Source organism: Rhizobium phaseoli (assembly GCF_010668805.1).
Taxonomy (GTDB): Bacteria; Pseudomonadota; Alphaproteobacteria; order Rhizobiales; family Rhizobiaceae; genus Rhizobium; species Rhizobium phaseoli_A.
In genome coordinates this window covers 13,807-40,795 of the sequence record NZ_WUFT01000004.1, presented here as the reverse complement: position 1 = coordinate 40,795, position 26,989 = coordinate 13,807, and the positions used below count along the sequence as shown (strand labels likewise).

At 62.1% G+C, this 26,989-nt stretch carries 23 protein-coding genes and 1 tRNA gene; 13 read left to right on the top strand and 11 right to left on the bottom strand.

The genetic code is table 11. The annotated features are described in order from the left end of the window. Window positions 1–10: 10 nt before the first annotated feature. Window positions 11–1,210, top strand: a complete 1,200-nt coding sequence (gene mnmA / locus GR197_RS07315; RefSeq protein ID WP_164008048.1) for a tRNA 2-thiouridine(34) synthase MnmA — start codon at window positions 11–13, stop codon at window positions 1,208–1,210. Window positions 1,211–1,346: 136 nt separating this feature from the next. Beyond that, a tRNA-Met gene (locus tag GR197_RS07310) sits at window positions 1,347–1,423 on the top strand. A 165-nt stretch (window positions 1,424–1,588) separates the two neighbouring features. Here the strand turns inward: GR197_RS07310 and GR197_RS07305 are convergent. Both GR197_RS07305 and pobA read right to left on the bottom strand, forming a co-directional pair. Beyond that, window positions 1,589–2,422, bottom strand: coding sequence for a VCBS domain-containing protein (locus tag GR197_RS07305; protein ID WP_164008046.1), 834 nt, complete (start codon window positions 2,420–2,422; stop codon window positions 1,589–1,591). A gap of 536 nt (window positions 2,423–2,958) precedes the next feature. After that, entirely contained in the window at window positions 2,959–4,131 is a 1,173-nt protein-coding gene (pobA, locus tag GR197_RS07300; protein ID WP_164008044.1) for a 4-hydroxybenzoate 3-monooxygenase, read from the bottom strand. Window positions 4,132–4,248: 117 nt separating this feature from the next. Here pobA and GR197_RS07295 point away from each other — a divergent pair, with 117 nt between their 5' ends. Together GR197_RS07295 and GR197_RS07290 are read left to right on the top strand one after the other, a co-directional pair. Then, window positions 4,249–5,139, top strand: a complete 891-nt coding sequence (locus GR197_RS07295) for a helix-turn-helix domain-containing protein (protein ID WP_164008042.1) — start codon at window positions 4,249–4,251, stop codon at window positions 5,137–5,139. Between the two features lie 312 nt (window positions 5,140–5,451). After that, a complete protein-coding gene (locus GR197_RS07290) occupies window positions 5,452–7,053 on the top strand; it encodes an inorganic phosphate transporter (protein ID WP_164008040.1) in 1,602 nt (533 codons plus the stop codon). A gap of 67 nt (window positions 7,054–7,120) precedes the next feature. Here GR197_RS07290 and GR197_RS07285 read toward each other — a convergent pair whose 3' ends face one another. Both GR197_RS07285 and GR197_RS07280 read right to left on the bottom strand, forming a co-directional pair. Continuing rightward, complete coding sequence (locus tag GR197_RS07285; protein ID WP_164008038.1) at window positions 7,121–8,692, bottom strand: putative bifunctional diguanylate cyclase/phosphodiesterase; 1,572 nt, start codon at window positions 8,690–8,692, stop codon at window positions 7,121–7,123. A 411-nt stretch (window positions 8,693–9,103) separates the two neighbouring features. Next, window positions 9,104–9,658: a histidine phosphatase family protein gene (locus GR197_RS07280; protein WP_164008036.1), complete on the bottom strand. Its 555-nt coding sequence runs from the start codon at window positions 9,656–9,658 to the stop codon at window positions 9,104–9,106. Window positions 9,659–9,889: 231 nt separating this feature from the next. On the opposite strand from GR197_RS07280, the gene GR197_RS07275 reads away from it, so the two are divergent. The 3 genes from GR197_RS07275 to GR197_RS07265 all read left to right on the top strand — a co-directional run bounded on the left by GR197_RS07275 (window position 9,890) and on the right by GR197_RS07265 (window position 11,628). After that, the gene (locus GR197_RS07275; protein WP_065692515.1) at window positions 9,890–10,099 is read left to right on the top strand and encodes a CbtB domain-containing protein; all 210 of its coding nucleotides are present in this window, start codon (window positions 9,890–9,892) and stop codon (window positions 10,097–10,099) included. A gap of 100 nt (window positions 10,100–10,199) precedes the next feature. After that, the gene (locus GR197_RS07270) at window positions 10,200–10,946 is read left to right on the top strand and encodes a CbtA family protein (RefSeq protein WP_164008034.1); all 747 of its coding nucleotides are present in this window, start codon (window positions 10,200–10,202) and stop codon (window positions 10,944–10,946) included. Window positions 10,947–10,995: 49 nt separating this feature from the next. Next, complete coding sequence (locus GR197_RS07265) at window positions 10,996–11,628, top strand: hypothetical protein (protein WP_164008032.1); 633 nt, start codon at window positions 10,996–10,998, stop codon at window positions 11,626–11,628. Here the strand turns inward: GR197_RS07265 and GR197_RS07260 are convergent. Continuing rightward, on the bottom strand, window positions 11,613–12,275 hold the full coding sequence (locus GR197_RS07260; RefSeq protein WP_164008031.1) for a sulfite oxidase-like oxidoreductase: 663 nt from the start codon (window positions 12,273–12,275) through the stop codon (window positions 11,613–11,615). The two genes, GR197_RS07265 and GR197_RS07260, sit on opposite strands and share 16 nt — an antisense overlap. Before the next feature lie 294 nt (window positions 12,276–12,569). Here GR197_RS07260 and GR197_RS07255 point away from each other — a divergent pair, with 294 nt between their 5' ends. The 6 genes from GR197_RS07255 to GR197_RS07230 all read left to right on the top strand — a co-directional run bounded on the left by GR197_RS07255 (window position 12,570) and on the right by GR197_RS07230 (window position 20,393). Next, window positions 12,570–14,366 (top strand): sensor histidine kinase, encoded by a 1,797-nt coding sequence (locus GR197_RS07255; protein WP_348643253.1) that lies wholly within the window; start codon window positions 12,570–12,572, stop codon window positions 14,364–14,366. Continuing rightward, entirely contained in the window at window positions 14,363–15,697 is a 1,335-nt protein-coding gene (locus GR197_RS07250) for a sigma-54-dependent transcriptional regulator (RefSeq protein WP_164008027.1), read from the top strand. The genes GR197_RS07255 and GR197_RS07250 overlap by 4 nt, the downstream gene beginning before the upstream one ends. 292 nt (window positions 15,698–15,989) lie before the next feature. Continuing rightward, on the top strand, window positions 15,990–16,973 hold the full coding sequence (locus GR197_RS07245; protein WP_164008025.1) for a tripartite tricarboxylate transporter substrate-binding protein: 984 nt from the start codon (window positions 15,990–15,992) through the stop codon (window positions 16,971–16,973). A 182-nt stretch (window positions 16,974–17,155) separates the two neighbouring features. After that, window positions 17,156–17,617 carry a tripartite tricarboxylate transporter TctB family protein gene (locus tag GR197_RS07240; RefSeq protein ID WP_164008023.1) on the top strand — a complete coding sequence of 154 codons (462 nt, stop codon included), beginning with the start codon at window positions 17,156–17,158 and terminating at the stop codon, window positions 17,615–17,617. Window positions 17,618–17,626: 9 nt separating this feature from the next. Further along, window positions 17,627–19,132, top strand: a complete 1,506-nt coding sequence (locus GR197_RS07235; protein ID WP_164008021.1) for a tripartite tricarboxylate transporter permease — start codon at window positions 17,627–17,629, stop codon at window positions 19,130–19,132. Window positions 19,133–19,223: 91 nt separating this feature from the next. Then, complete coding sequence (locus GR197_RS07230; protein WP_164008019.1) at window positions 19,224–20,393, top strand: M20 aminoacylase family protein; 1,170 nt, start codon at window positions 19,224–19,226, stop codon at window positions 20,391–20,393. 175 nt (window positions 20,394–20,568) lie between these two features. Here GR197_RS07230 and GR197_RS07225 read toward each other — a convergent pair whose 3' ends face one another. The 6 genes from GR197_RS07225 to GR197_RS07200 all read right to left on the bottom strand — a co-directional run bounded on the left by GR197_RS07225 (window position 20,569) and on the right by GR197_RS07200 (window position 26,989). Beyond that, the gene (locus tag GR197_RS07225) at window positions 20,569–22,356 is read right to left on the bottom strand and encodes an adenine deaminase (RefSeq protein WP_164008017.1); all 1,788 of its coding nucleotides are present in this window, start codon (window positions 22,354–22,356) and stop codon (window positions 20,569–20,571) included. Continuing rightward, entirely contained in the window at window positions 22,353–23,273 is a 921-nt protein-coding gene (locus GR197_RS07220; RefSeq protein WP_164008015.1) for a nucleoside hydrolase, read from the bottom strand. Before GR197_RS07220 ends, GR197_RS07225 begins: the two co-directional genes overlap by 4 nt. A gap of 4 nt (window positions 23,274–23,277) precedes the next feature. Next, entirely contained in the window at window positions 23,278–24,303 is a 1,026-nt protein-coding gene (locus GR197_RS07215; RefSeq protein WP_164008013.1) for an ABC transporter ATP-binding protein, read from the bottom strand. Next, window positions 24,296–25,075 (bottom strand): ABC transporter permease, encoded by a 780-nt coding sequence (locus GR197_RS07210; protein WP_164008011.1) that lies wholly within the window; start codon window positions 25,073–25,075, stop codon window positions 24,296–24,298. The genes GR197_RS07215 and GR197_RS07210 overlap by 8 nt, the downstream gene beginning before the upstream one ends. Continuing rightward, window positions 25,072–25,899, bottom strand: coding sequence for an ABC transporter permease (locus GR197_RS07205; protein ID WP_164008009.1), 828 nt, complete (start codon window positions 25,897–25,899; stop codon window positions 25,072–25,074). The genes GR197_RS07210 and GR197_RS07205 overlap by 4 nt, the downstream gene beginning before the upstream one ends. Window positions 25,900–25,966: 67 nt before the next feature. Further along, window positions 25,967–26,989: an ABC transporter substrate-binding protein gene (locus GR197_RS07200; protein WP_164008007.1), complete on the bottom strand. Its 1,023-nt coding sequence runs from the start codon at window positions 26,987–26,989 to the stop codon at window positions 25,967–25,969.

Here is a 26,989-nt window from a genome sequence, read left to right as displayed (position 1 = left end):
GGCATCACCGTTGAACACACTGGATTTTGACAAGCAGCCGGAAGAGACCCGTGTCGTCGTAGCCATGTCGGGCGGCGTCGATTCATCCGTCGTCGCCGGCCTTCTCAAACAGCAGGGTTACGATGTGCTCGGCATCACGCTGCAGCTTTACGATCATGGCGCGGCCGTTCACCGTGCCGGCTCCTGCTGCGCCGGCCAGGATATCGACGATGCGCGCCGCGTCTGCGAAACGCTGGGCATCCCGCATTACGTGCTCGATTATGAAAAGCGCTTTCGCGAGACGGTGATCAATCCCTTCGCCGAAAGCTATGTCGCCGGCGAAACGCCGATCCCTTGCGTCTCCTGCAACCAGACCGTCAAGTTTGCCGATCTTCTGGCAACCGCCAAGGAACTGGGCGCCGATGCGCTGGCGACCGGCCACTATATCCGCTCGCGGCCGAACCCTTCACCCGAAAATCCCGGCCGACGCGCGCTTTACCGCCCGGCCGATGCCGACCGTGACCAGAGCTATTTTCTGTTCGCCACGACGCAGGAGCAGATCGATTACCTGCGCTTTCCCCTGGGCGGCCTGCCGAAGGCAGAGACCCGCAGGCTTGCCGGAGAGATGGGCCTCGTCGTCGCCAAGAAGGCCGACAGCCAGGACATCTGCTTCGTACCGCAGGGCAAATATTCCGATATCATCACCAAGCTGAAGCCGAATGCGGCACTCGCCGGTGAAATCGTCCATCTCGATGGCCGGGTGCTGGGAAGCCATGAAGGCATCCTGCACTTTACCATTGGCCAGCGCCGCGGCATCGGCATCGCCACCGGCGAGCCGCTCTATGTCGTCTTTCTCGACGCCCGTTCGCGCCGGGTCATCGTTGGACCGAAGGAGGCGCTGGAAACGCACCGCGTCTATCTGCGCGACGTCAATTGGCTGGGCGACGAGACGCTTGCGCAAGCTGCGTCCGGCGAGGGCTTCGCCTGTTACGCCAAGGTTCGCTCGACACGGGCGCCGGCGCCCGCCGTCCTGCATATCAATGCGACCGGCACCTATGTCGATCTGACGGTCGGTGAGGCGGGCATCGCTCCCGGCCAAGCTTGCGCGCTTTATTCCGCACCCGGCGACAACGCCCGCGTCTTCGGCGGCGGTTTCATCGAGCGCTCCGAGCGCGAACCTTCGGCGGAAGCTTCGCTGAAGGCTCTTTTGACCAGCCCAGTCGCCGCCTGAAACCGATAGGAAAGGGCGGGCGACATAGCCCACCGTTTTTCTCGATCATGCGCTTGACACAAAGCCGAAGCGCACCTTATAAGCCGCTCATCCCACGAGCCCGCTCCGCTTCACGAGCAGGTATCGTTTGACCAGTGGCGGAGTAGCTCAGTAGGTCAGAGCAGAGGAATCATAATCCTTGTGTCGGGGGTTCAAATCCCTCCTCCGCTACCAGTCAAATCTCCAACAATATCAATAGTCGACGAGATCTTGCTTCGGTTTTCAGCGTTTTCCTGCCTTGCCCCATAGGCGGGACAAGGGCATGGTCGGGTTCGACTGCCAAATGGTTTCACCGTATGCGAGGACAGCGCGGGAAAGCCCGCGCTATCCAGCCGCCGGTCAAACGATGAAATGAAAATTGTCGTATCGCGCACCATAATAATCCGGACCGCTCGTCTCTGTAATGACCGGCTCGGTGTCGAGCAGGAGATAGTCGATTTTTCCCCAGGCGCTGAGATCGATCACTTGGGGTGCGTCCATGCTGTCGGCGGTCACGTTAACCGTGGTCGAAAACACGATATTGCCGTTGAGGTGGCCTTCGATCGTCAGAACGTTGTCATAGTTCGACGTGCCGTTTGCGACGCTGAATTGCTCGATCTGGAAGGTTCCGCCATCGGCGGATAGAATGGGTGTCCAGAACACGCCGCCCGACAGAACATGGTTGCCGTCGGCTTCTTTGTGAACCGTGGCATCGTCACCATCTCGCCAGGCGCCCCAATCGAAGCCTTTATAGCCTGTGGGGAAGTCGTGTTTGCCGACATCCTCGAAATTGACGAATACGTCGCCACGTTCCGGCAAGTCGACAGCGATATTGAGCAAGCCGAAGTCGGTGGCGCCCTTGCCGTCGGAAATCTTGAAATTGAACTGGTCGACGAGTTGATCCCCTGGGCCGAGCGCTGCCACCACCGGGTTGGAATGATCGAGCGCATAAGTGTAACCACCGTCGGAATAGACAGTCAGCGTGCCATATTTCCCCTCGATCGTCGTGCTCGTGGCGGGCCCGTTCGGATCGGCGGGTTGGGGAATTCGCTGTCCATTGACGAAGTTCAGGCGCACCTGATCTCCATCGACATCGGTGGAACTGGTATTTTCGAGGATGTCGCCACTGATCGGATCGTTGATATCGAAAACAGGCAAGTATACGTCACCTGCGACCGGCTTGTGGTTTGCCATTTCTACCTCCCGTGTGATTTAATTCCGAATGTGCAACCTAATCGGGTGGATTGGCAATGTAAATTGCCGGAGCATGAGATTAATTCGCCTACTCAAGCCGGCGAATTCGACTGGCTGCAGCTCCCGGCACCAGGCAAAGAAGGCGACAATGACGTCGGTCCTGCTCGTCATCGAGCGTTGGTGCTGCTGCTGTCTCCTCGGCCGCGGCAGAAGCATTCCTGGCAGGTAATAATGACTTGCCAACGATGACGCCGTCATGACGATATGCCGAATGAGTTGCTGCGCGTACGAAGCGCAACCTCGTAACGGAACGAAGGAATAACCGGGAGGACCGACAGTACAGCGATCGTCTTCATTGGTGCAGCCAGCCGACCAAAAGCAATGCTTCGGCAGCCACATGATGGCCGGAGACACTGTCCGATGTTCCCGTCCAGGCCATCTTCTCTCGTCGAGAATAACGACCTGATCGGCGAAATCGCGCTCTGGATGCGTTCAAAATGCGGACCTCAATGGTCGAGCAGTCTCAAATCTTCATATCAGAATGGCAAGCCCACATAGTTCTCCGCAAGCGCCGTCGAGGCGGCGCGGGAATGGGTGAGATAATCGAGTTCCGCCTCCTGGATCTTCTGATCGAAATCACCGGTATCGGGAAAACGATGCATCATCGTCGTCATCCACCAGGAAAACCGCACGGCTTTCCACACACGGGCAAGTGCCCTCTGCGAATAGGCGTCGACGCCGTGATCCGAGCCTTCGCGGTAATGCTCGATCAGTCCGGAGAAAAGATAATGGACGTCGCTGGCTGCAAGGTTCAATCCCTTGGCGCCGGTCGGCGGCACAATATGGGCGGCGTCGCCGACCAGGAAAAGCCGACCGAAGCGCATCGGCTCGGCAACGAAAGAGCGTAAAGGAGCGATGGACTTCTCGAAGGACGGCGCAGTCGTCAACGCCTCGGCGTGATGCGCCGGCAGGCGTCGTCTCAGCTCGTCCCAGAAGCGGTCGTCGCTCCAGTCTTCCGCCTTCTCGTCATGCGCGCATTGGATATAATAGCGGCTGCGCGTGGCCGAGCGCATCGAACAGAGCGCAAAGCCCCTTGGATGGTTGGCGTAGATCAGCTCGTGGCTGACCGGCGCCACGTCGGCAAGAACGCCCAGCCAGCCGAAGGGATAGACCTTCTCGAAACGCTGGATCGCCCGTTCGGGGACGGCCTTGCGGCTGGCGCCGTGAAACCCATCGCAGCCGGCGATGAAGTCGCAATCGATGCGCCGCGTAGTGCCGTCCTTTGTGTAGGTGAGGAAGGGAGCGCGGCCATCGAAATCATGCGGCACGACATCGGCGGCATCGTAGATCGACGGGGCGCCGCTTGCTTCGCGCCGCTCCATCAGGTCGCGCGTCACCTCGGTCTGTCCGTAGACGGTGACCCGTCTGCCACCGGTCAATTCATGCAGGTCGATGCGATGGTCGCGTCCGTCGAAGGCTAGGGAGAAGCCGTCATGCGGCAGGCCTTCGGCATGCAGCTTCGCTGCCGCCTTGGCCTGATCCAGCAGCCCGACCGTGCCTTCCTCGAGAACGCCGGCGCGCACCCGGCCGAGGATGTAATCCTTATTGACCCGATCGAGAATGACATTGTCGATGCCGGCCTCGGTCAGAAGCTGACCGAGCAGCAGGCCGGATGGCCCTGAACCGATGATGGCGACCTTGGTTCGCAAATGCGTCCTCCCTGCATTTTTGCGTTTTGTCAGATTCTGCCGCGCCGGCCGGATCGCCACAATGGACATTCCAGCCTAAAAATTGCACTAATCGAACATTGGCGCGGGAGGAAGCCGATGAGCAGACACATACCGACCTACGAGCTCTACGGCGAAAACATCGGACGATCGCCGGAGTTTTGGCTGCATTGCGAAACAATTCGCTCCCGCAGCAGTCTGCATCAATGGGAAATCCGCCTCCACCGTCACGAGAGCTTCTTTCAGATATTATACATCGAAGCTGGTTCAAGCGATGCAATTTTCGGCGAGAGGAGCCATACCATCCGCCCGCCGGCAATCATCACCGTGCCGCCCGGGCTCAACCACGGCTTTCGCTTTTCGCGCGACATCGACGGCCTCGTCATCACACTGTTGAGATCTCATCTCAGCCACCCGCTCGGCGACCGGAGCCAGCTCGGCGAATGGCTGGCGATGCCGCACCTGACGCCGCTCGATCCCGATAATGCCGAGGCTGCCTATGTCATGCAGACGTTGCGGCGGCTGGGCGACGAGTTCGAAAATCGCCGCAGCGGCCGCAACGAAACGCTGGGGGCTTATATTGCTCTGGCGCTGCGGCTGACGGCGAGGATTTCGCATGAGGGAGATAATTACGAGCTTGCGTCGAATGAGAATGAGCGGCGCATGGAGATGCTGAACGAGCTTCTTCAACAGCATTTTCGATCGCACAAGCCCGCTTCCTTCTACGCCAGCGAGCTTGGGATTTCGCCGACGCATCTCACCCGCATCGTCCGGTCGATGACCGGCAATACGCCGCACGAGCTGATCGCCGGCAAACTCATCGAGGAGGCGAAACGCCAGCTCGTTTTTACGCTCGGCAGCGTTCAGGAGATCTCCTTCCGGCTCGGCTTTGCCGACCCCGCCTATTTCTCGCGCTTCTTTCTCAAATATACGGGAGAAACGCCGCGGGTCTGGCGCGTGAAGGAGAAGGTTCGGCTCGAGCGCGCATAGGTTTCGGGCATTCACACGACGCCTTCTCCTTCAGACCCCACGCGTTCGATCGAAGCCGTTATGGTCCTGGCGCCAGACATGCCCGCTTTCGCCAGACGAGTTCGCGCGTCACATATTTTGTCGCTGTGCATCCCATCATCTTGGTCGGCTGCGATTGTGACGCGGCGTCTCTGCCGGGCGGCAAGCCGATGACGGCCAATATCGCCTGATGTCAGTGCCTTAGACGGCGAACCAGACAGGCGTCATGAGAGCTTCACGCTGTGGAATTATTAACAAAAGGCAAATTTGCAAAACGGAATAAGGAACTATGCCATGGCCGATATTGCCCCCAGCCAGGTTCATAGCGACGCTTCCCACCCGCTCCACAGCTCGAATTCGGCCGGCAAATGGTTCTTGCCGCTCTTCGCGCTCGTTCTGGTCTGCGGTCTTGGATATGTCGCCTATGCGCTCGGACGCGACCTGACAACCGCAGTTGCCGTTCCTTGGATTCTCCTGGGCCTTGCGCTGCTGATCGCGCTCGGCTTCGAATTCGTCAACGGTTTCCACGATACGGCCAATGCCGTCGCCACCGTCATCTACACCCGTTCGATGCCGGCGGAATTCGCCGTCATCTGGTCCGGCTTCTTCAACTTCCTCGGCGTGCTGACCTCGAGCGGCGCCGTCGCCTTCGGCATTCTGGCGCTGCTGCCGGTGGAACTGATCCTGCAGGTGGGCTCCGGCTCCGGCCTTGCCATGGTGTTTGCGCTGCTGATCGCCGCGATCGTCTGGAATCTTGGCACCTGGTATCTCGGCCTGCCGTCGTCGAGTTCGCATACGCTGGTGGGCTCGATCATCGGCGTCGGCCTCGCCAATCAGTTCCTGGCGCCGGCCGGCACCGCGACCAGCGGCGTCGACTGGTCGCAGGCGACCAATATCGGCCTGTCGCTGCTGATCTCGCCGCTGATCGGCTTCGGTCTTTCCGCCGTGCTTCTGCTGGTCATGAAGCTTCTGGTGCGCAACAAGGCGCTCTATGCCGAACCGAAGGGCAACCAGCCGCCGCCGCTCTGGATTCGCGCAATCCTGATCTTCACCTGCACCGGCGTCAGCTTCGCCCACGGCTCCAACGACGGCCAGAAAGGCATGGGCCTCATCATGCTCATCCTGATCGGCCTCGTGCCGACCGCTTTCGCACTGAACCGCACGCCCGATGTCAACTATCTCGAAGCCTACAAGTCGGCATCGGTCCAGGTGGAAGCCGCGCTCGGCAAATATGTGAAGCCAGGCGTGACTGTGACCGACTACAAGGCGGAGGTCAGTAACGCCGTCAAGAACAAGACCTGGACGGATGCGACGACGCCGGCCCTGCAGCAATATATTCATCAGACGAGCGCCGAAGTCGCTGGCTTCCCGACGCTCGAAGCGGTGCCGACCAATCTGGTTGGCAACGTCCGCAATGACATCTACCTGATTGGCGAGGCGCTGAAGCTGATCGACAAGCAGAAGCTGCTGCCGATGGACGCCGGCGACCTCAGCGCGGTGACGAACTATCACAAGGCGGTCGACAACGCGACGAAGTTCATCCCGCTCTGGGTGAAGGTGGCGGTCGCGATCGCGCTTGGCCTCGGCACGATGGTGGGCTGGAAGCGTATCGTCGTCACCGTCGGCGAGAAGATCGGCAAGACGCATCTGACCTACGGGCAGGGCGCGGCAGCCGAAGCCGTCGCGATGATCACCATCGCCTCGGCCGATCAACTCGGCCTGCCGGTCTCGACCACGCATGTGCTGTCGTCAGGCGTCGCCGGCACCATGGCGGCGAACGGTTCCGGTCTGCAATGGTCGACCGTTCGCAATATGCTGATGGCCTGGGTGCTGACGCTGCCGGCCTCGATCGCAATTGCCTTCGTGCTGTTCGTGATCCTGCGCCAGGTTTTTTAGCGCGAATTCCAGGCAAAGCGCGAAGCGGTTTTGCCGGGAATTGCGTCAAAAAAGTTAGGGCATAACGTCAGGCCGTCGAGGCCAGACTGGCATTGCGATCGCTGATGAAGATGCCCGCCTCGGCGGCGGGCATCGCCTTACCGAAAAGATAGCCCTGGCCGATGTCGCAGCCGAGCTGCAGCAGGAAGGCGAGCTGACCATGCTCCTCGACGCCCTCAGCTGTCGTCTTGATGTTCAGGCTCCTGCCCAGTCCGAGCATGGCGCGGACGATTTTTTCCTGACGTTCGTCGTCGCGATAGGTGGCGATGAAGCTTTTGTCGATCTTGATCTTGTCGAAACGATAGCGGGCGAGTTGGGCGAGGCTCGAATAGCCCGTGCCGAAATCGTCGAGTGCGATCTGGATGCCGGCGGCGTGCAGTTCGTCGAGAATGACGGCGGCGATCGCCGGATCCTGGATCAGCGCGTTCTCGGTGATTTCGACTTCCAGGCGCTGCGGCGGCAACCGGCTTGCCGAAAGCACTTTGAGAATGCGCGAGGTCAAGAGCCTGTCTTCCATCTGGACCGGCGAGACGTTGAAAGACAATGTCACATGCTCGGGCCAGGTGAGTGCATCGCTGCAGGCCTGGGCAAGGAGATCCTCGAACAGCGCAGTGATCATGCCGGTTTCCTCGGCGATATCGATGAAGACCGGCGGCGGAATGTTGACGCCATCGTCGCCGATCCAACGCGCTAAGGCCTCGAAGCCACAGAGCTGACCGGTCTTCAGGTCGATCAGCGGCTGATAGAAGGGTTTGATCGCCTTATTGGCGATTGCGGCGCGCAGACGGGTTTCCAGTGCAGCGCGTTCCGTTACCTTATCCTGCATGGCCGGTTCGAAAACGAAATAGTGGTTGGGTCCTCGAGATTTCGCCTCGTACATGGCGAGGTCGGCACGATGAGCGGCATCTTCCAGCTGTTCGGCCCCCTCGGCCCAGCGGTCGTAGCCGACGCTGGCGCCGACTTCGACGGCAAAACCATCAATATGGATGGGCCGGGTGATGGCCTGGATCAGCAGCCTGGCAAAACGCTCCTCGCGTTGAGCCGTCAGGGCAAAGGCGACGATGATGAACTCGTCGCCGCCGAAGCGATAGACGCAATCGGCATTGCCGAGCGTGCAGATGCGTCTGGCCACCTCGATCAGCAGAATGTCGCCGCCCTTGTGACCGACGAGATCGTTGACCTTCTTGAAACCGTCGAGATCGACAGAGAAGATGGTGACGTTGTGGTCCCACGCCTCGATCTCGGCTTCCTCGCTTCTGAGCGGCCGTGAGAGTATTCTGCGCTCGAAGGCGTAGCGGTTTGGCAGCTTGGTCAGATGGTCGTGGGTTGCGGTCCAATCGGCTTTTGCCTGGGCGGTCGCGCGCAGTTCGGTTTCCTTGCGCAGGTCGGCGATGCGCAACACCGAATAGATGAAGCTCATGGCGCCGGCGATGCCGAGCGCCAGAACGAGCTTGTCGGCGCCGTATTCGCCGAAGCCAGTCATGAAGAAGGCAAGGCTGTCGTCAAGCTGCAATAGCGCGCCGAGGAGCCAGAGAGTTATCCCAAGCCCGACGATCGACACGCATTGCCTTCCGGCCCTGCTCTGGAAAAACACCGGCATATGGCCTTCTCCATCTCCACCCTGTGCCGAACTATCATGAAAGTCTGAAATGTTCGTTGAAACCAGAAGGCGAATTTTTGGAGGAGGCAGCTTGTTGCTGCACCGTTGAGGGACTGACTGTGCTATCCGCGGAGCGGGTGGCGGGAGAGAACGAAGGCGAGCGTGCTGATGGCATCGCTCGCCCTTTCTCGTATTTAGCCGGTGACGATCAGCAGCGGGACGCTGACGATGAGACCAACTAAAACCGCGATTGTGGCGACACGCATCAAACGCAGACGACGCGTGCGCTCCCCACTCCAGTCATATGTCATGTCTTCCATCTCCTTGGGACAAGGAAGTAGTCCCGGCAAAGCCGGGTTCAATAGAGATGACGCGATTTGCTTGTGTAAGGCTGGATAAGATGAGCGATCGCTAATTCTGGAATCGCAGAGACCAGCGCCGTCCATCGCTGGTCATGCGAACAATGCCAAGCGGCTCGACGTCGACGAGCCAGAAGGAGGAGAGCGGAGCCTGAAGTACGTACGCGACCGCCACCCGGATGACCGCCGCGTGGCTGACGGCGATCACATGGCCGCCGAGAGCGCATTCGTTGTCCATCCAACCGCCGATACGTGTTCTGAGATCAGCAAGGCTCTCGCCCCCGTGCGGAGCCGCTTCCGGATCGCTCATCCAGGCCATGAGGCTCTCCGGCTCCTCGCCCGCGATCGCTGCGATCGACCTGCCGGCCCAGCGGCCGTGGTCGCAATCGCGAAGCGCCGGGTCGGTCCTGGCTCTAAGGCGGAGTGCCTCGGCAGTCTGGCGGGCGCGCAAAGCCTGGCTGGTGACAATACGATCGGCGTGGGGCAGAACGGCCATTCTGGCCGCTTCTTCCGCGGCCTTGTCTTCCAGCGGTTCGTCGAGCGGGAAGAGGGTCTTGCGGCTCGCTGCCGTCGCGCCGTGGCAGATCCAGGTAAGACGCGTATTCACGGTCGTTGCGACCTCCGGATAGCGGTGGGGACAGCCCTTCGCCGCTTTGAAGTTTCGTTGACAGGCTCTTCGGCGTGCAGATATAACCATGCTGTTGCGGGTTTGGAAGCCGGTGTAAGTCCGGCACGGTCGCGCCGCTGTGACCAGCGTGTCGAAGGTTCTTCGCGCTGGAAGTCAGACCCTACCGCACAAGCACTCTTTCGACTGAACGCGTCATTCCCGGAGGAATACATGTCTGACACCACTTTCGCGCCCGTCGCGGCACCGGCACCGATCCCCGTAGGAGAAATCCTGCCCTGGGCGATCTTCGGCGGCCTGCTGATGCTCATCGCCATCTATTTCGTCGGCACCGAGGAAGGCGCAATGGCGCTGTTCAACGGCATGTATGTGCACGAATTCGTGCATGACGGCCGCCATCTCCTCGGCTTTCCCTGCCACTAGAGCGGTTCTGCTGAACCGCTCTAAGCTTTTGTTTTAACGCAATTCCGAACGGAAAACCGCTTCGCACTTTTCCTGGAATTGATCTAGGGGAGCTCCTGACATGGTTGGAAACCTTCTGCTTCGCGGCATGCTCGCGGGCTTGATCGCTGGCATCCTCGTTTTCGCTTTCGCCCATATATTCGGTGAACCGCTGGTCGATGCGGCGATCGCCTTCGAGGAGGCGAGCGCCCAGGCGGCCGGCGAAGCTGCCGAACCTGAGATCGTCAGCCGCGCCACGCAGGCCGGCCTTGGTCTTTTCACCGGCGTCATGGCCTACAGCATTGCCGTCGGCGGGCTTTTCGCGCTCGCCTTCGCTTTCGTGCACGGCCGCGTCAGCAGCCTTTCGGCGCGCGGCACCTCGGCCGTCATCGCCATTGCCGCCTTTGTGGCGATCGTGCTTGTTCCCGGCATCAAGTATCCGGCCAATCCGCCGGCGGTCGGCAATCCCGACACGATCGGTGTCAGGACCGAGCTGTTCTTCCTGATGATCGTCGTCTCGCTCGCAGCCCTGATTGCCGCGGTGGCGCTGTCGCGCCGTCTTTCCGGGCGTTTCGGTCTTTGGAACGGCGCGATCATCGCCGGTATCGCTTACCTCGTCTTCATCGGCGTGGTGCTCTATCTGCTGCCGCCGATCAACGAGGTGCCGGAGAACTTCTCGGCGATGGTGCTCTGGCGTTTCCGCACGACCTCGCTCGGCATGCATGTAATCCTCTGGGCAACGCTCGGTCTTGCTTTCGGAGCGTTGGCGGAAAAGCGGCTTGCCGTGAAGGGTGGGCAACGGGGCCGGCCGGCAACGGCATTTCACTGAACGCATCGTGGGCGCCGTTTTGCCTGCGCCCCTACGTTTTCGGGCGACTATGAAAAGCTGCAGAACCATATTAGTCCTGTCGGCGGCGTTTGCCGCTGGCGCTTTCTTTTGTGCAGTTGGCGAAAACGCACTTGCTCATAGCCGCAGCGCCGGCGGCAGCCATGCCGGCCTCGATATCCCGGAAATCTCACATGGCGAGATGGCGGTGATTTCGGACTATCGCGGTCGAATTGTCGACCTGGCATCACGTGCGGTCGACACGAACGAGCCGTTCCGGCGCGCTCTGAACTATGCCGAAATCCAATATTCCTATTGTCTTTGGGGGCAGATGCCGGGCAGCGTGACCGACGAGGAGAGTCCGTTCAACGAATGCGCTCACGCCTATCTCGCGGCGGCCAAGGTGGTCTTGCTTTCGATGCGCGAGATGCCGCGAGAGGCGGCTGCGGCTGATGAAATCATTTCCGCGGTCGACGCCGACATGGTGCGGCGCAGCCTTGCGCTCATCACCTGCCGGTTCAGCGGCGAGGCTTTCAATACCGCCGACGTCGTCAAGCCACGCTGGAGCAAAGTGCCGTTTCATACCGCCAGCATGGTGTCGCTGACGGGGCTCGCCGCTTTGCTCGCCCTTGTGTTGTTTGCGCTTGGCCGCTTCCTGCGGCCGAAGGCTCAATCGTCGGAATAGCGCTGCTCGCGCCACGGATCGCCATACATATGGTAACCGTTCTTTTCCCAGAAGCCGGCTTCGTCATCCGGCATCAGTTCGATGCGGCGCAGCCACTTGGCGCTTTTCCAGAAATAAAGGTGCGGTACGACGAGGCGCATCGGGCCGCCGTGATCCGGTGTCAGCTGCAGGCCTTCCCATGATGTTGCAAGAATCGCATCCTCGGCGGCGAAATCGGCAAGCGGCAGGTTGGTGGTATAGCCGTCATAACTCGTCAGCATGACGTAACCGGCTTGCGGCTTCGGCATGGCGAGATCGAGAAGATCGCGGGTCGAAACACCTTTCCATTTGTTGTCGTAGCGCGACCAGGTGGTCACGCAGTGGATATCGCTGACCTTGGTGCTCTGCTCGATCGCTTGGAAGTCGGTCCAGGTGAGGGTGAGCGGCGTTTCAACGAGGCCGCGCAGCTCGAGGCGCCAGCTATTCGTGGAGATGACGGGCTGCTGGCCAAGATCGAGCACCGGCCAGTTCTTGACGAGATGCTGGCCGGGCGGCAGGCGCTCAGCTTCAGGACGGCTGATGCGGCCGGTGAGGAATTTACCTTCAGCCGCCCAGCGACGTTTGGAGCTGGTGAGTTTGCTGTCGGCGGGCGTCGGGTCGTCGCTCATGATCGGGTCCCCTGCGATGCCGCAATAGGACATCCGCCTTGCCGAGTGTCAAGTTTCGACAGGCTCTTGGAAATCACTGTCGGTGTTGTTAGAGCGCCCTGTGTGCGTCCGTTCGGACGTACACAGGGCGCTCTAACATCTTGAATCTACGCATCGTGCTTTCCGAAAATCGATTCCGATTTTCGGGCCGATGCGCTAGACTTGGCCCGTCGGGTATGCCTCGCTGGGGAGTGGAGGCAGAAAGGGGAGGAGCCGGATCTGTCTTCGAGATATCGTGCGATAGCGGCGTTGCTGGTGGCGCCGATCGTCATTTTCGCCTTCTTCACATATGGAAGCGCGATTGCAACGCGCTCCTATATGGGCGAAGCTTCGGCGCAGGCAGGAACGGCGCTGCGTCTTGCCGTCTCGGCGCTCAGCGGTCATCTCAACCGCTACGAGGCGCTGCCGGCGCTGATCGCCGATCACGACGACATCAAGGAATTGGTGAGCGCGCCTGAAGATGCAGCCCTGCGCGACGCGGCCAATCTGTATCTCAAGGAGATCAACGGGCTGCTGAAATCCTCCGACATTTATGTGGTCAAGCCTGACGGAGAGACGATCGCGGCGAGCAACTATGACGGGCCGGGAAGCTTCGTCGGACAGAATTTCAGCTACCGGCCCTACTTCCAGGAGGCGATCGAAGGCCGGCAGGCACGGTTCTATGCGCTCGGCACCACTTCGCTGAAGCGCGGTTATTATTTCGCTGCGCCGATCCGGACCGGCGCGGATATTCGCGGCGTCATCGTCTTCAAGGTCGATATCGATATGATCGAATCCTCCTGGGGCGGCGGCGAATACAAGATCTTCGTCTCCGATCCGGAGGGCATCATCTTCATGTCCGGCAGCCCGGAATGGCTCTACGGCGCAATCCTGCCGCTGACGGCCGACCGCATCGCACGAACGGAGGCGTCGCGGCGTTATGCCAATGCCAGGCTGATGGCGCTGCCGGTGACCCGCCAGCGCTTTGGACCATACGAGCTGATGACGCTCACCGGCGAGCGCGGCTCGAGCGAATATCTGGTGCTCTCGCACTACATGCCAGCGGAGGACTGGACGGTGAACGTGCTGATGGAGACGAGTTCCATCCGCACCCAGGCGCGCACCGCGCTTGCGGCGGTCTTTCTCGTCCTCTGCATTGCCGGGCTCGCGGTCGCGGTTCTGCGGCAGCGGCGGGCGCGGCTTGCTGAGCGCATGCAGCTGCAGGCGGAGGCTCGCAACGAGCTGGAGCGGCGCGTCGAAGAGCGCACGGCCGATCTTGCCCGCGTAAACAGCCGCATAAAGGAAGAGATATCAGAACGGCGACTGACCGAGCAGCAGCTCCGTCAGACACAGGCCGACCTTATCCAGGCGGGCAAGCTCGCCGGCCTCGGGCAGATGTCAGCTGCGCTTTCGCACGAGTTCAACCAGCCGCTCGCCGCCGCCAAGACCTACACGGACAGCGCCTCCGTTCTCATCGATCGCGGCCGGACGGAGGAGGCGCGGGACAATATCCGGCGGATCGGCGGGCTGATCGATCGCATGGCCGCAATCAGCCGGCACCTGCGCAATTTTGCACGCAAACCGAACGAGAAGCTTGGGTCCGTTTCTCTGGACGAGGCGATGCATGACACGCTCGAGATCATTGCCTGGCGGCTGAAGGCGGCCGATGCCGAGCTGAGGCTTGATCTGGGGAGCCGGCCGCTGATCGTGCGCGCCGGTTCGGTGCGGCTGCAGCAGGTGCTGGTGAATGTGATTTCCAATGCGGCCGATGCGGTGGAAGGGCTTGATGACAGACGCATCGAGGTTTCGGCCTTCGAGGCCGCCGGTAAAGTGGTGCTGACAGTGCGGGATCATGGGCCGGGTGTGCCTGCGGCCATCGCCGAGCGCATCTTCGATCCGTTCTTCACGACGAAGGGCGTTGGCAAGGGGCTCGGTCTCGGGCTTTCGATCTCCTACAACATCATCAAGGATTTCGGCGGCAGCCTTGCTGCTGCCAATCATCCCGAAGGCGGCGCGGTGTTCCGCATCGAGCTGCAATCGGCGGCGGGGCTGATGCCGGAGGCGGCGGAATGAATGATGCGAAGATCCTGCTGGTCGACGACGAGGAGGAACTGCGCCGCTCAACGGCGCAGGCGCTGGAGCTTTCGGGCTTTCGTGTCGAGACCTTTTCGAACGGCGATCATGTGCTGGAATTGATCGGCTACAGCTTTCCCGGCGTTGTCGTCAGCGACATCCGCATGCCCGGTATGGACGGCATGACGCTGATGCAGAAGATTCGCGAGCTCGACCCGGAGGTGCCGGTCATTCTCGTCACCGGCCACGGCGACGTTCAGCTTGCGGTGAAGGCGATGCGTGAAGGCGCCTATGATTTCATCGAGAAGCCGTTCACGCCGGAGATGCTGGCCGGCGTCATCCGCCGGGCGATGGAGCGGCGCGGCCTCGTGCTCGAAAACCGGCTGCTGAAAGCGGTCGCCGGCAAGCGCGACGATCTCGAAGCGCGGCTGCCCGGGCGCACGCAGGTGATGGTGGATCTGCGCTACCGCATCCGGGCGATCGGGGCGAGCGATGCCGATACGCTCGTTGTCGGCGAGACCGGGGCCGGCAAGGAAGTGGTGGCCCGAGCGCTTCACGATATCAGCGCCCGGGCGAGCCGGCCGTTCATCGCGATCAATTGCGTCGCGCTGCCGGCAAATCTGATCGAAAGCGAGCTCTTCGGCCACGAGGTAGGCGCCTTTCCGGGGGCGGTGAGGCCGCGTTACGGAAAGTTCGAGCATGGGCGCGGCGGCACCATCCTGCTCGACGAAATTGGCTCGATGCCCTTCGACCTGCAGGCGAAGTTCCTGCGGGTGCTGCAGGAGCGGGTGATTTCCCGGTTGGGATCGAATGAGACGGTGGCGCTCGACGTGCGCTTCATCGCCACGAGCAAGGTGGATCTGGAGGCGGAGGTGGCGGCGGGGCGCTTCCGCGCCGACCTCTTCTATCGGCTGAACGTTGCAACGCTGCATGTGCCGTCGCTGTCGCAGCGCCGGGCGGATGTTCCGCTGCTCTTTCTGCAGCTGGTGCGGGAAGCGGCGGCTCGCTACGGCCGCGACGAGATGGCGGTGCCGCCTGAGGTGATCGCCGATATCGCCCAGCGCGACTGGCCGGGCAATGTGCGCGAACTCAGGAACGCCGCCGACCGTCTGGTCCTCGGTCTGGACAATGGTGGAAGGCAGGCCGAGGAGGCGACCGGGCTTGCGGAGCGGGTCGCCGAATTCGAACGGAGTGTCATTGCCGGTGCGCTGGTGGCGCATGGCGGCAGCCTCAGACCGGTTTATGAGACGCTCGGAATTTCCCGGAAGACTCTCTACGAAAAGATGCAGAAATACGGCCTCGACAAGCGGATGCTGACCATCGAAGGTTAACCTCTTTGGAAAGTGTACGCTTACCGAGGTGACATTTCCAGCGGCTGGCCGGTCGTTGACCGAGGCGGGTGCTGCCAGCAGAAATGTGGTCGTCGGCATGCGATGGGTGAAAATCCACCCATCGCACAAGCCGTTTGTTTCCAAATCGACCCATGCTGCATCGCACTGTCGCAAAATCGTCCCTCGAAAGTGGCTGAAATGATTGCGGGCCGGTTTTTCCCGGCGACAAATAGGTCATGCCCGGCGCGGAGGATGTGTCGGCGGGCTTGCTTGTTTCATCAGGGAGGAAACGATGAAAATTCTGAAGGCTATGCTCGGCCTGACCGCGGCTGCCGCGGTCTCTCTTCTCGCCGGCGCCGCTTCGGCGCAGTCCTATCCCGAACGCACCATCACCATGGTCGTGCCCTTTGCGGCCGGCGGCCCGACCGACACCGTCGCGCGCCTCGTCGCCGAATCCATGTCGAAGGATCTCGGCCAGCAGATCGTCGTCGAAAACGTCGGCGGCGCCGGCGGCACGCTCGGCGCCGGCCGGGTGGCGAGTGCCGATCCCGACGGCTACACCATCCTGCTGCACCATATCGGCATGGCAACCAGCGCCACGCTCTACCGCAAGCTCGCCTATGACACGCTCGGCGCCTTCGATTATGTCGGCCTCGTCACCGAGGTGCCGATGACAATCGTTGCACGCAAGGATATGGAGCCCACCGACCTCAAGGGACTGATCGATTATATCAAGGCCAACAAAGACAAGGTGACGGTCGCCAATGCCGGCATCGGTGCGGCTTCGCATCTCTGCGGCATGATGTTCATGAGTGCCATCCAGACGCCGCTGACCACCGTTCCCTACAAGGGCACCGGCCCTGCCATGACCGATCTGCTCGGCGGTCAGGTCGACGTCATGTGTGACCAGACGACCAACACGACCAAGCAGATCCAGGGCGGCACGATCAAGGCCTATGCCGTGACCTCGCCCAAGCGCCTCGACGTGATGAAGGACATTCCGACGGCAGTCGAAGCCGGCCTTCCGGGTTTTGAAGTCGGCATCTGGCACGGTATCTACACGCCGAAAGGCACGCCGGCTGCGATCAACGAACGGCTGTCGAAGTCGCTGCAGGTCGCTCTGAAAGACCCGAATGTCGGCGCTCGCTTCGCCGAGCTCGGCACGGCGCCATCCTCCGACGCCGATGCGACTCCGGCTGCGCTGAAGGCCAAGCTCGAAAGCGAGATCGCCCGCTGGAAGCAGGTGATCGAGGCTGCCGGCGAATATGCGGACTGAGACTTGTCCTCGTCCAGGACATGCCGGATGAGCCCCTCACCCTAACCCGACCGGGGTCGAGCCACTGGTCTCGACCCGTCCTTCGGATCCCCGCTTGCGGGGAGAAGGTGCGGGCAGGCGGATGAGGGGCAATCGCCGCAGCAACGGCATCACGTGAACCATCTCCAACTCCATGAGACACCATGAAATCCATCAGTTTCGATACCACCAATGCGATCTGCGGCGGGCTTTTCGTCGCGACCGGCGCCTTCTTCGCCCTCCAGTCCTTGGGGCTCGATCTCGGCACGGCGGTGCGCATGGGGCCAGGTTATTTTCCGCTGGTGCTGGCCTGTGTGCTCGTGCTCCTCGGTGCGATCATCTTCATTCAGGCACTTCGCATCGAGGGGGAGCCGATCGGTGCCTTCGCCTGGCGCGGCATGCTCTTCATCCTGCCGGCGCCTGTCTTCTTCGGACTGACGGTGCGCGGGCTTGGATTTGCGCCGGCGCTGTTCTTTACCGCATTCATCGCCTGTTTCGCATCGCAAAAAATGAATGTGTTCTTCGCGCTTATTCTTTCGCTGCTGCTGACGTTTTTTTCGGTGGCGGTCTTTAGCTATGGGCTCGGGCTGCCGTTCGAGCGCTTCGGCCCCTGGGTCCGGTTCTAGGAGGCGATGATGGATCTTTTCAGCAATCTCGCGCTCGGTTTTGCGACGGCCGGCACTCCGGAAAACCTGCTCTTCTGCCTAATCGGCGTGCTGCTCGGCACGCTGATCGGCGTGCTGCCGGGTATCGGCGCCACGGCGACGATCGCCATGCTCTTGCCGATCACCTTCCAGCTCGAACCGGTCTCCTCGCTGATCATGCTCGCCGGCATCTATTACGGCGCGCAGTATGGCGGTTCGACGACGGCGATCCTCATCAACATGCCGGGCGAATCCTCCTCTGCCGTCACCGCGATCGACGGTTACCAGATGGCGCGCAAGGGCAGGGCGGGGGCCGCACTTGCGATCGCGGCGTTCGGTTCGTTCTTTGCCGGAACGGTCTCGACCTTCCTCGTTGCGATCTTCGCGCCGCCGCTCACCGCCATTGCGCTGCAATTCGGGTCAGCGGAATATTTCTCGCTGATGGTCGTCGGCCTCGTTTCGTCGATTGCTCTTGCGCACGGCTCCGTGGTCAAGGCGTTGGCGATGGTGGCGCTCGGGCTTCTGCTCGGCCTCGTCGGCACCGATATCTATACCGGCACGCCGCGTTTCACGCTCGGCATCCGTGAATATGCGGATGGGCTGAACTTCGTGGCGCTCGCTGTCGGGGTCTTCGGCGTGGCAGAAATCCTGCGCAACCTCGAGGGCGAGTCGACACGCACGGTGCTGATGGCCAAGGTGTCGGGCCTTTTGCCGTCGCGCCAGGAATTCAAGGAGATGATCGCGCCGATTATTCGCGGCACGGCGATCGGCTCGGCGCTCGGTATCCTGCCGGGCGGCGGCGCGATCTTGGCCTCCTTCGCTTCCTATACGGTGGAAAAGCGGATGTCGAAGACGCCGGAGGAGTTCGGCAAGGGCGCGGTTGCCGGTGTCGCCGGACCGGAATCGGCCAACAATGCCGGCGCGCAGACCTCATTCATTCCGCTGCTGACGCTCGGCATTCCCGCCAATCCCGTCATGGCGCTGATGATCGGCGCGATGATCATCCAGGGCATCGTGCCGGGACCGAACGTCGCCACCGAGCAACCGGCGCTGTTTTGGGGCATCATCGCCTCGATGTGGATCGGCAACCTGATGCTGGTCATCCTCAACCTGCCGCTGATCGGGCTCTGGGTTAAGCTCCTGACGGTGCCCTATTACGTGCTCTTCCCCATCATCATGGCCTTCTGCTCGATCGGGGTCTACAGCGTCAACGCCAACGTCTACGACCTCTATGCCGTCGCCTTCTTCGGCCTCATCGGCTACGTGCTGGCAAAGCTTCGCTGCGAGCCGGCGCCGCTCCTGCTCGGCTTCGTGCTCGGACCGTTGCTCGAGGAGAATTTGCGACGTGCGATGATCCTGTCGCGCGGCGATCCAACCACTTTCGTCACACGGCCGATCAGCGCCACTCTTCTGGCCATCGCACTTGCCGTGCTCATCATCGTCTTCCTGCCAAGCGTCAAGAAGAAGCGCGAAGAGGTGTTCGTCGAAGAGACTTGATGATTGAATTTGCGAACCATTTGATAAACAAGGGATGATCTGACGCGGGCGCCGGTTGGGCGCCCGTTTCGCATGAAGGGATTTCCAGGCCATGAGCATTCCCGCCCGGATCACAAACGATCTGCCATTCCTCACCGCTCTGCGCCGCGATCTGCATGCCCATCCCGAACTCGGTTTCGAGGAGGAGCGCACCGCCGCCATCGCCGCAAGGCTTCTCGAAGAGGCTGGCATCGCCGTGCATCGCGGGCTGGCGGGTACCGGGGTGGTCGGCACGTTGCAGGTCGGCAACGGCACGCGCCGGATCGGGCTCAGGGCCGATATGGATGCGCTCGCCATGCCTGAGATGGCGGAGCGGGCTTATAAATCGACCATAGCGGGAAAGATGCATGCCTGCGGCCATGACGGCCATACGGCGATGCTGCTCGGTGCCGCGCGGCATCTTGCGGCGACGCGAAGTTTCTCCGGCACGGTGCACTTCATCTTCCAGCCGGCCGAAGAAGGGCGAGGCGGGGCAAGGCGGATGGTCGAGGAGGGGCTGTTCGAACTTTTCCCCTGCGACGCCGTCTTCGGGCTGCACAATATGCCTGGGCTTGCGGTCGACGAGATCGCCGTAGTCGAGGGGCCGCAGCTTGCCTCTTCCGACAGCTGGCGCACTACTTTTCGGGGGATCGGCACGCACGGCGCCAAGCCGCATCTCGGCCGCGATCCGATCACGGCCGCCGGCACTTTCCTGTCGTCGCTGCAGACCATCGTCGGACGGGTGGTCGATCCGCTGCAGCCGGCCGTCGTCAGCGCGTGTTTCCTGCAGGCCGGTGACCCGAAGGCGCTGAACGTCATTCCCGATATCGTGGAGATCGGCGGGACAGCGCGGGCCTATTCGCCCAAAGTGCGGGACCAGCTGGAGAACGAGATCGGTCGGTTGGCGAATGGCACTGCGGCTATGTACGCGGTTGGCGTCGACTACGCATTCGAGCGGCGGATTCCGCCTGTTATCAACGATGCGAATGCAACCGCGCGGGCGCTCGCCGCCGCCGGCTCGGTCTTCGGCGGAAAAGTGCGAACGAGCTTTCCGCCGTCGACTGCAGGCGACGACTTTGCCTTCTTCGCGCAGAATGCGCCGGGGTGTTATGTCTGGCTCGGCAACGGGCCGGCGGTGGACGGGGCGCTGCATCACAACACCGCCTATGATTTCAACGATGAGGCGCTTGGATATGGGGCGGCTTATTGGGTGGCGTTGGTGGAGCGGGAGTTGAAGGGTTAGCACCACGTTTGTAGCCCCCTCATCCGCCTGCCGGCACCTTCTCCCCGCCGGGGAGAAGAGATACGCTGCCGCCTCTCGATTCCCTCTTCTCCCCAGCGGGGAGAAGGTGCCCGTAGGGCGGATGAGGGGGCCACACGGCACGTCCGTCGTGACAAGTCCCCACGCATTGCCGACCCTATAAAACCTCCAGCACCGGGCTTTCCAGCACCTTGCCCGTCACCACATCGGCAATTCCCCGGTCCGTCTGGTGCGGGCCGGCATTGCAGGCAAGCGTTGCGCCGAAGCAGGCCTTGAAGACCCGGTAGGGCGGTTTCCAGTCGACGATTTTTTCCATGGCCTTGCGGATGCCGGCGAAGGCCGAAGCGGTGTCTTTCAGCAATGCGCCAGTCACCAGGCCGGAGAGCGGCAGCGGCAGGATCGCCTCGACCTTTCCGTTTTTGGCGACCGCCATGCCGCCGCCGGCTGCTATGACGGCGTTGGCGGCGAGCGCCATGTCGCGCGCATTGCCGCCGAAGACGGTGAGGTTGTGGCTGTCATGCGAGACGGTGGTGCAAAAGGCGCCGCGCCATTCACCCCAGCCGGTGAGGAAGCCGATGCGCGGGGTGCCGTCGGCCTTGCCGTGGCGATGAGCGACGGCGATCATGGCGCTGTCGGCCGGCGGTACGACGAACCCGTCTATGACCTCTGTCTCCGCCTCGCCCCATTGCGTGAAGCGCGGGCGGTCAATGGTGGCGACACGGACGCGCTCGCCTCTTGATGGAATGCGGAAATCACGTTCGGCCAGTTGCGGGAGCTTCACCGAATTGACGAGCGGTGCCGGATCGAGTTGCTGCACGGCAATCTGCATGCTGCCGTTGCGGGCGACGATGCGGCCACTTGATATGACCAATTGCGCCCGGAAGTCCGCGAGGTTCTCGAAGAGCACGATATCGGCGCGGCGGCCAGCGGCGATGAGGCCGAGATCGGATCGCTTCAGCCGCTGTGCGGCGTTGAAGGTTGCGGCACGGATTGTCCACTCCGGCTTCATTCCGTAGCGCACCAGCCGGCGGGCGACGTCGTCGAGACCGCCGCTTTCGTAGAGTTCATCGGGAAAGACGTCGTCGGTGCAGAGTGTCACGGTCGGGGGCAGGTGGCCGAGACCATTCAGCACCTCGACGAATTCCTGCAGCAAATGGTCGTGCGATCCGCGCAGCTCGATCGTCAGGCCGGCTGCAAGCTTGGCCGCGAGGTCGGCGCCGGAGGTGAGTTCGTGGTCGGACGTGATGCCCGATGCCATGAAGGCGTTGAGGTCTGCACCCTCAAGGCCGCGGGCATGGCCGCAAACGAGCTTGCCGGAGGCAAGACCGGCATTGACGATGGCGCTCATGCGCGGATCGCCGTCGATGACGCCGCGCATGTTCATGACCTCGGCAACGCCGCCGACGGCTGAGGAGCGCAGCATCTCGGCGATGACGGAGGCATCGAAATCGGCGCCCGCAAGTTCCAGGCCGGGCGCCGACGGCACGCAGGAGGGAGCGAGCAGGATCATGCGCAGCGGCAGTGAGCGCACCGCCTCGATCGCCCAGCGCACACCGTCAAGCCCATGGACGTTGGCGAATTCGTGCGGATCCCAAACGACCGTGGTGACGCCGCGCGCCAGCACGGCGCTCGCATATTCCGCAGGTGTCACCATCGAACTTTCGACATGCATGTGCGTGTCGATCAGACCGGGTGTTGCGATGCCGCCAGCCGCATTGATGATCTCGACCGCATCCGTGCGGCTTGCCGGGGTGTGGACGCTCGCAATCACCGCGCCGACGAGGCCGATATCGGCGTCCCTGATCAGGCCGGTCACCGCGTCGAGCAGCCGGCCGCCGGTGATCAGCATATCGAAGGGAGCATCACCGCGTGCGGCCGCGACGGCGCGGGCGCGTAAGGCGGGATCGTTGAGATCGCCGGGTTCCTGGCGAGGGATGGCGTTCATTTGCGGGCCTCGTTGACCAGGGCTTCAAGAATGATGACACGCGCCCTGTCGACATCGATGTCGGCGGCAAATTGGGCATTGAAGGTTGCATGCGTAGCGCGGGTCTCGACGACGGTGCGGCCACGGGTCAAGGCGCCCTGCAGCTCGATGTCGATACGCGCGGGTCGGAAGCTGACGACATCGGGAGCGACGAAGGCGATCGCGGCTGTGGGATCGTAGATTGCCATGCCCGGGCGGCCGCGGCTGGTGCCGATACTTATATAACCCGCAAACATATCGGCGATCAGTTCGGCATTGGCGCCGCCGGCGCTGCGCACCGGTTCGGCATCCTCGGGCCTTGCCAGCACCTTGCGGCAAAGATCGAGATCGACCATGCGCAGCGGCAGCCCATGGGCGATGACGATTGACAGTGCCTCGGGATCGGCGAGCGCGTTGAACTCGGCGGACGCCGTATGATTGCCTGAGGTGACGCCGCCGCCCATCCAGACGAGGTCGCTGATGCGGGCGGCAAGATCGGGGCGGGCGAGCGCCACGGCGGCCATATTGGTGAGCGGCCCGAGCGCCAGGATGCGGCGCTGGCCCTCGCCTTCCAGCCAGCGGCACAGGGCTGCGAAGGCATCGCTCTCGGCAAGGGCTGATGCCTCCGGCAGGCTCTTGCCGATGGTCGGGATGCCGGTTGCGCCGAGGATCGCCTGCGCGGTTTCGAGCTTGCCGAGAACCGGCATGGCGCGCCCGGTGTGGATGGGAAAATTCCAGCCGAAGGCAGCGGCGGCGCCGGCGGCATTCCTTCTTACCTGCGGCAGCGGCGCATTGCCGAAGACCAGCGATATGCCGTCGATTTCGTATTCCGACTGTGCCACCACCAGAATGGCGGCGATGTCGTCGAAGCCCATGTCAGTGTCGATCCAGACGCCCATGATTTCACCCGAACCGTTTGAGGCTGGCTGCGCCGGCAACCGGCAGGTCGAAGGAGAGCCTACTTCCAATCTCATACGGCGGCAGACCGGCATCAATCTCGGCCTTGATCGGGCCGAGCGCGGTATCGAGGAGATATTCGCGGGTGTTGCCTGCGAAAGACGTGCCGCGCACGGTGCCTTGAAAAGTGCCCGAGCCAAGGATCACTTTGCGCGGCCGCCAGGCAAGGCCCGCCGCAGCTTGCGGTGCGGGGCCGGAAAGGGCGATCGGGCCGTTCGGCGTCATGAGCTTTCCGTCTTTCAGCGCGAAGACATTCTCGAAGCCGACGAAATCGGCGACGAAGGCGGAGGCCGGATCGTTGTAGATCTCTTCCGGCGTGCCGATCTGTTCGATGCCGCCGTTCAGCATGACGACGATGCGATCGGCAAGCGCCAAGGCCTCCACCTGGTCGTGCGTAACGAAGATCATGGTGACGCCGGTCTCCTTCTGCACCCGCTGCAATTCGGCGCGCATTTCGAGACGAAGCCGGGCGTCGAGATTGGAGAGCGGCTCGTCGAGCAGCAGCACTTTCGGCTCCATCACCATCGAGCGGGCCAGCGCCACGCGCTGCTGCTGGCCGCCGGAGAGCTCGGCGGGTTTGCGGCCGGCGAAGGCTGATAGGCCGACCGATTTCAGGCCGCCGCCGACCCGGGTATCGAGATCGGCGCCCGACATGCCTTTTAGGCGCAGGCCAAAGGCGACGTTCTCATAGACCGTCAGATGCGGGAAAAGCGCATAGGATTGGAAGACCAGGCCGACGGCGCGTTTGTTGGCCGAGACGCGGGTGATATCGGCGCCGTCGAGGCGGATACGGCCGGAGGCAGGCGTCAGCAGGCCGGCGATGGCCCGCATGGTCGTCGTCTTGCCGCAGCCTGAGGGGCCGAGAAGGGCGACGAGCTCACCTTTGCCGATCGTAAGGTCGAGATCCCCGACCGCGACCGTATCGCCATAGGCAAGCGTCAGCTTGTCGAGTTGAAGATAGGCATCAGACATAACGCGAGAATCCCAGGAAACGTTCGGCGAGGAAGACGATGCCCATCGAGAGAAAGGCGAGGAGGGCGGAAAGCGCCGCGATGGACGGGTCGTAGGTGGTTTCCATGTAGCCCAGCATGTCGATCGGCAACGTGCGGACGCCGGGACCGGAGAGGAAGAGTGAGACGGGCACCTGATTGAAGCTGGTGACGAAGCCGAGAATGAAGGCGGCAAGGATGCCGCCGCGGATATTCGGCATTACCACGCGGAAGAAAGCGCCGAACCTGGAGGAGCCGAGTAGCACGGCGGCCTCTTCGATGTCCGAGCGCAGATTGTCGAGGCTTGCCGAGACGACGCGCACGGCATAGGGCAGGACCAGGGCGGTATGGGCAAAGAAGAGCGCGAGCGTGATGTTGAAGCCGAAGGGCACGACGAGATAACGCAGCAGCGCCAGGCCGACGATGATGCCGGGCACGATGATCGGCAGGGAGACGATGGTGCGGACGGTCTCGGCCGCGGGCAGCCGGTAGCGGGAGAGGGCGTAGGCGGCCGGAATACCGAGGACGAGGGCTGCGAGCGTTCCGAAGACGGCGAGGAACATCGACATGGCGAAGCTGTCGCGGAAACTCTCGATGGTGAACACCTTCATGACCCAACGCACCGACAATCCTTGCGGCGGGAAGGCCAGCGTATCTCCGGCCGATAGTGAGGCGGCGATGATGATCAGGAACGGACCGATCAGGAAGACCAGCAGCAGGAAAAGCACGATGGGCGAAAACAGGCGCAGGGTCATCGGCGGTTCCTCGCCGTCGCAAGACGTTTCAGCAAGACGTTGGCAGCAAAGCTCATGATGATCAGAATGAAGGCGATGACGCTTGCCGAGACGAAATCATTGGCGACGGAAACTTGCTGGTACAGCAGCGTTTCCAGCATCAGCACCTTGGAGCCGCCAAGTACGGCGGGAGTGATATAGGCGGTCAGCGATCCGGTGAAGACGAGTGTGCCGCCGACGACGAGGCCTTCCCTGGTCAGCGGCAGGACGACTTTCCAGAAGACCTGGAACCAGTTGGCGCCAAGCACGCGGGCAGCGGGAATCGCATCCTTCGGCATGTTTTCGAGCGCACTGATTAAGGAAAGGATCATCAAAGGCAGAAAGAGTTGCAAGAGCCCGATGAAGACGGCGGTTTCGGTAAACAGCAGCCGCAGCGGCTCGGCGCTGAGACCCAGGCCCGTTATCGCCTGATTGACGATGCCGGTGCGGCCGAGAATGACGATCCAGGCATAGGTGCGCGCCACCGGGGAAATCATCAGCGGCAGGGTGACGAGGCCGATCATGCGGCCCTTGCCATTCGGCGGCAGGTTGACGATGGCGAAGGCTGCGGCATAACCGATAATTGCCGAGACGGCGGTGACTTCGAGGCCGAGCCGAAAGCTGCGCAGGAAAACGGTGCGGTTCAGCGTCTCGGAGAAGAAACCGGCATAGGCCGACAGCGTCCAGCCGGCGCCGGCATGGAAGCCCTCCGACAGCAGAATCGCGACGGGCAGCAGGAAGACCAGGGTCGCAAAGACGGCTGCCGGCAGGGCAAGCGCCAGGGCTTCTGCGCGGTTCTGAAACATGAGGCGCCTTTCGAGTGGACGGAGGATGGTCCCGGCAGAGGCGCCGGGACCGGTTCTCGGGCAAGCCTTACTGGCCGACCTTTTCGTTCCATGTCTTCAGCCAGCCGGCACGGTTGTCGAGAGCGACGGCGGAGGGGATCAGCTTAAGGCTCCTGGCTGTTTCCTCGCCGTAGGTGAGGTTGTTGGCCGCTGCCTCGGAAAGCTTGACCTCGCGATTGGCGGGGCTGTCGATTAGCTTTTCGGCGAGCTTGGTCTGGATGTCGGTCGAGAGCCAAAAATCCATGAACTCCAAAGCGAGATCCTGGTTCTTCGAACCCTTAGTCAGCACCAGCACATTCATGCCGCCGGTCTGGCCCTCCTTTGGCGTTGCCCAGGCCACCGGCACGTCGAGCTTGGTGAAGCCGGCCCAGGAGAAACGGCCGATCGGCGCTGCCCAGATCTCCTCCTGTTGCATCAGCTGCACCAGTTGCGAGGATTTTTCATAGAAGGTGACGATCTCGTCCTTCTTTTCGCCCAGCGCCTCGATCGGTCCCTTCAGATCGGGCGTATCCTTTCCAAGCGCCAAGCCCAGCATGTAGAGCGCCGGGGGGCCCTGATTGGTGGTCACGTTCGGAAAGGCGACGTGCCCGACATATTCCGGCTTCAAGAGGTCGGTCCAGGAATCGATCTTCATCTTATCGGACCGATAGGCGATCGAGGTGGCATAGAAGGTATAACCGACGCTCATGCCGTCGCCATTCGGGTCCTTGGCGACGTCGTAAAGTTTGCCGAAGCTGGGGAGCTTGGCGGTGTCGATCTTGTCGATCAGGCCGGCGCGCGAGGCGGCCAGCGCATCGGCCATGGAAACGGCGGCGAGATCTATGACGGAATTGGCCTTGTTGGCTTCCAGCTTGGCCAGACGCTCGACGCTGTTGCCGGTCTCGACCACCAGCTTGCAGCCGCATTGTGCCTCGAAGGGATCGTAGACCAGCGTCCTGAAATCGTCCTGTGCAAAGGCATAGACGGAAATGGTCAGCGTGCGATCGGCTGCGGCCGCTCCAAGCGGAGACAGGGCGGCGAGCGCTGCCGAGGCAATGAGAGCTTTTTTCAT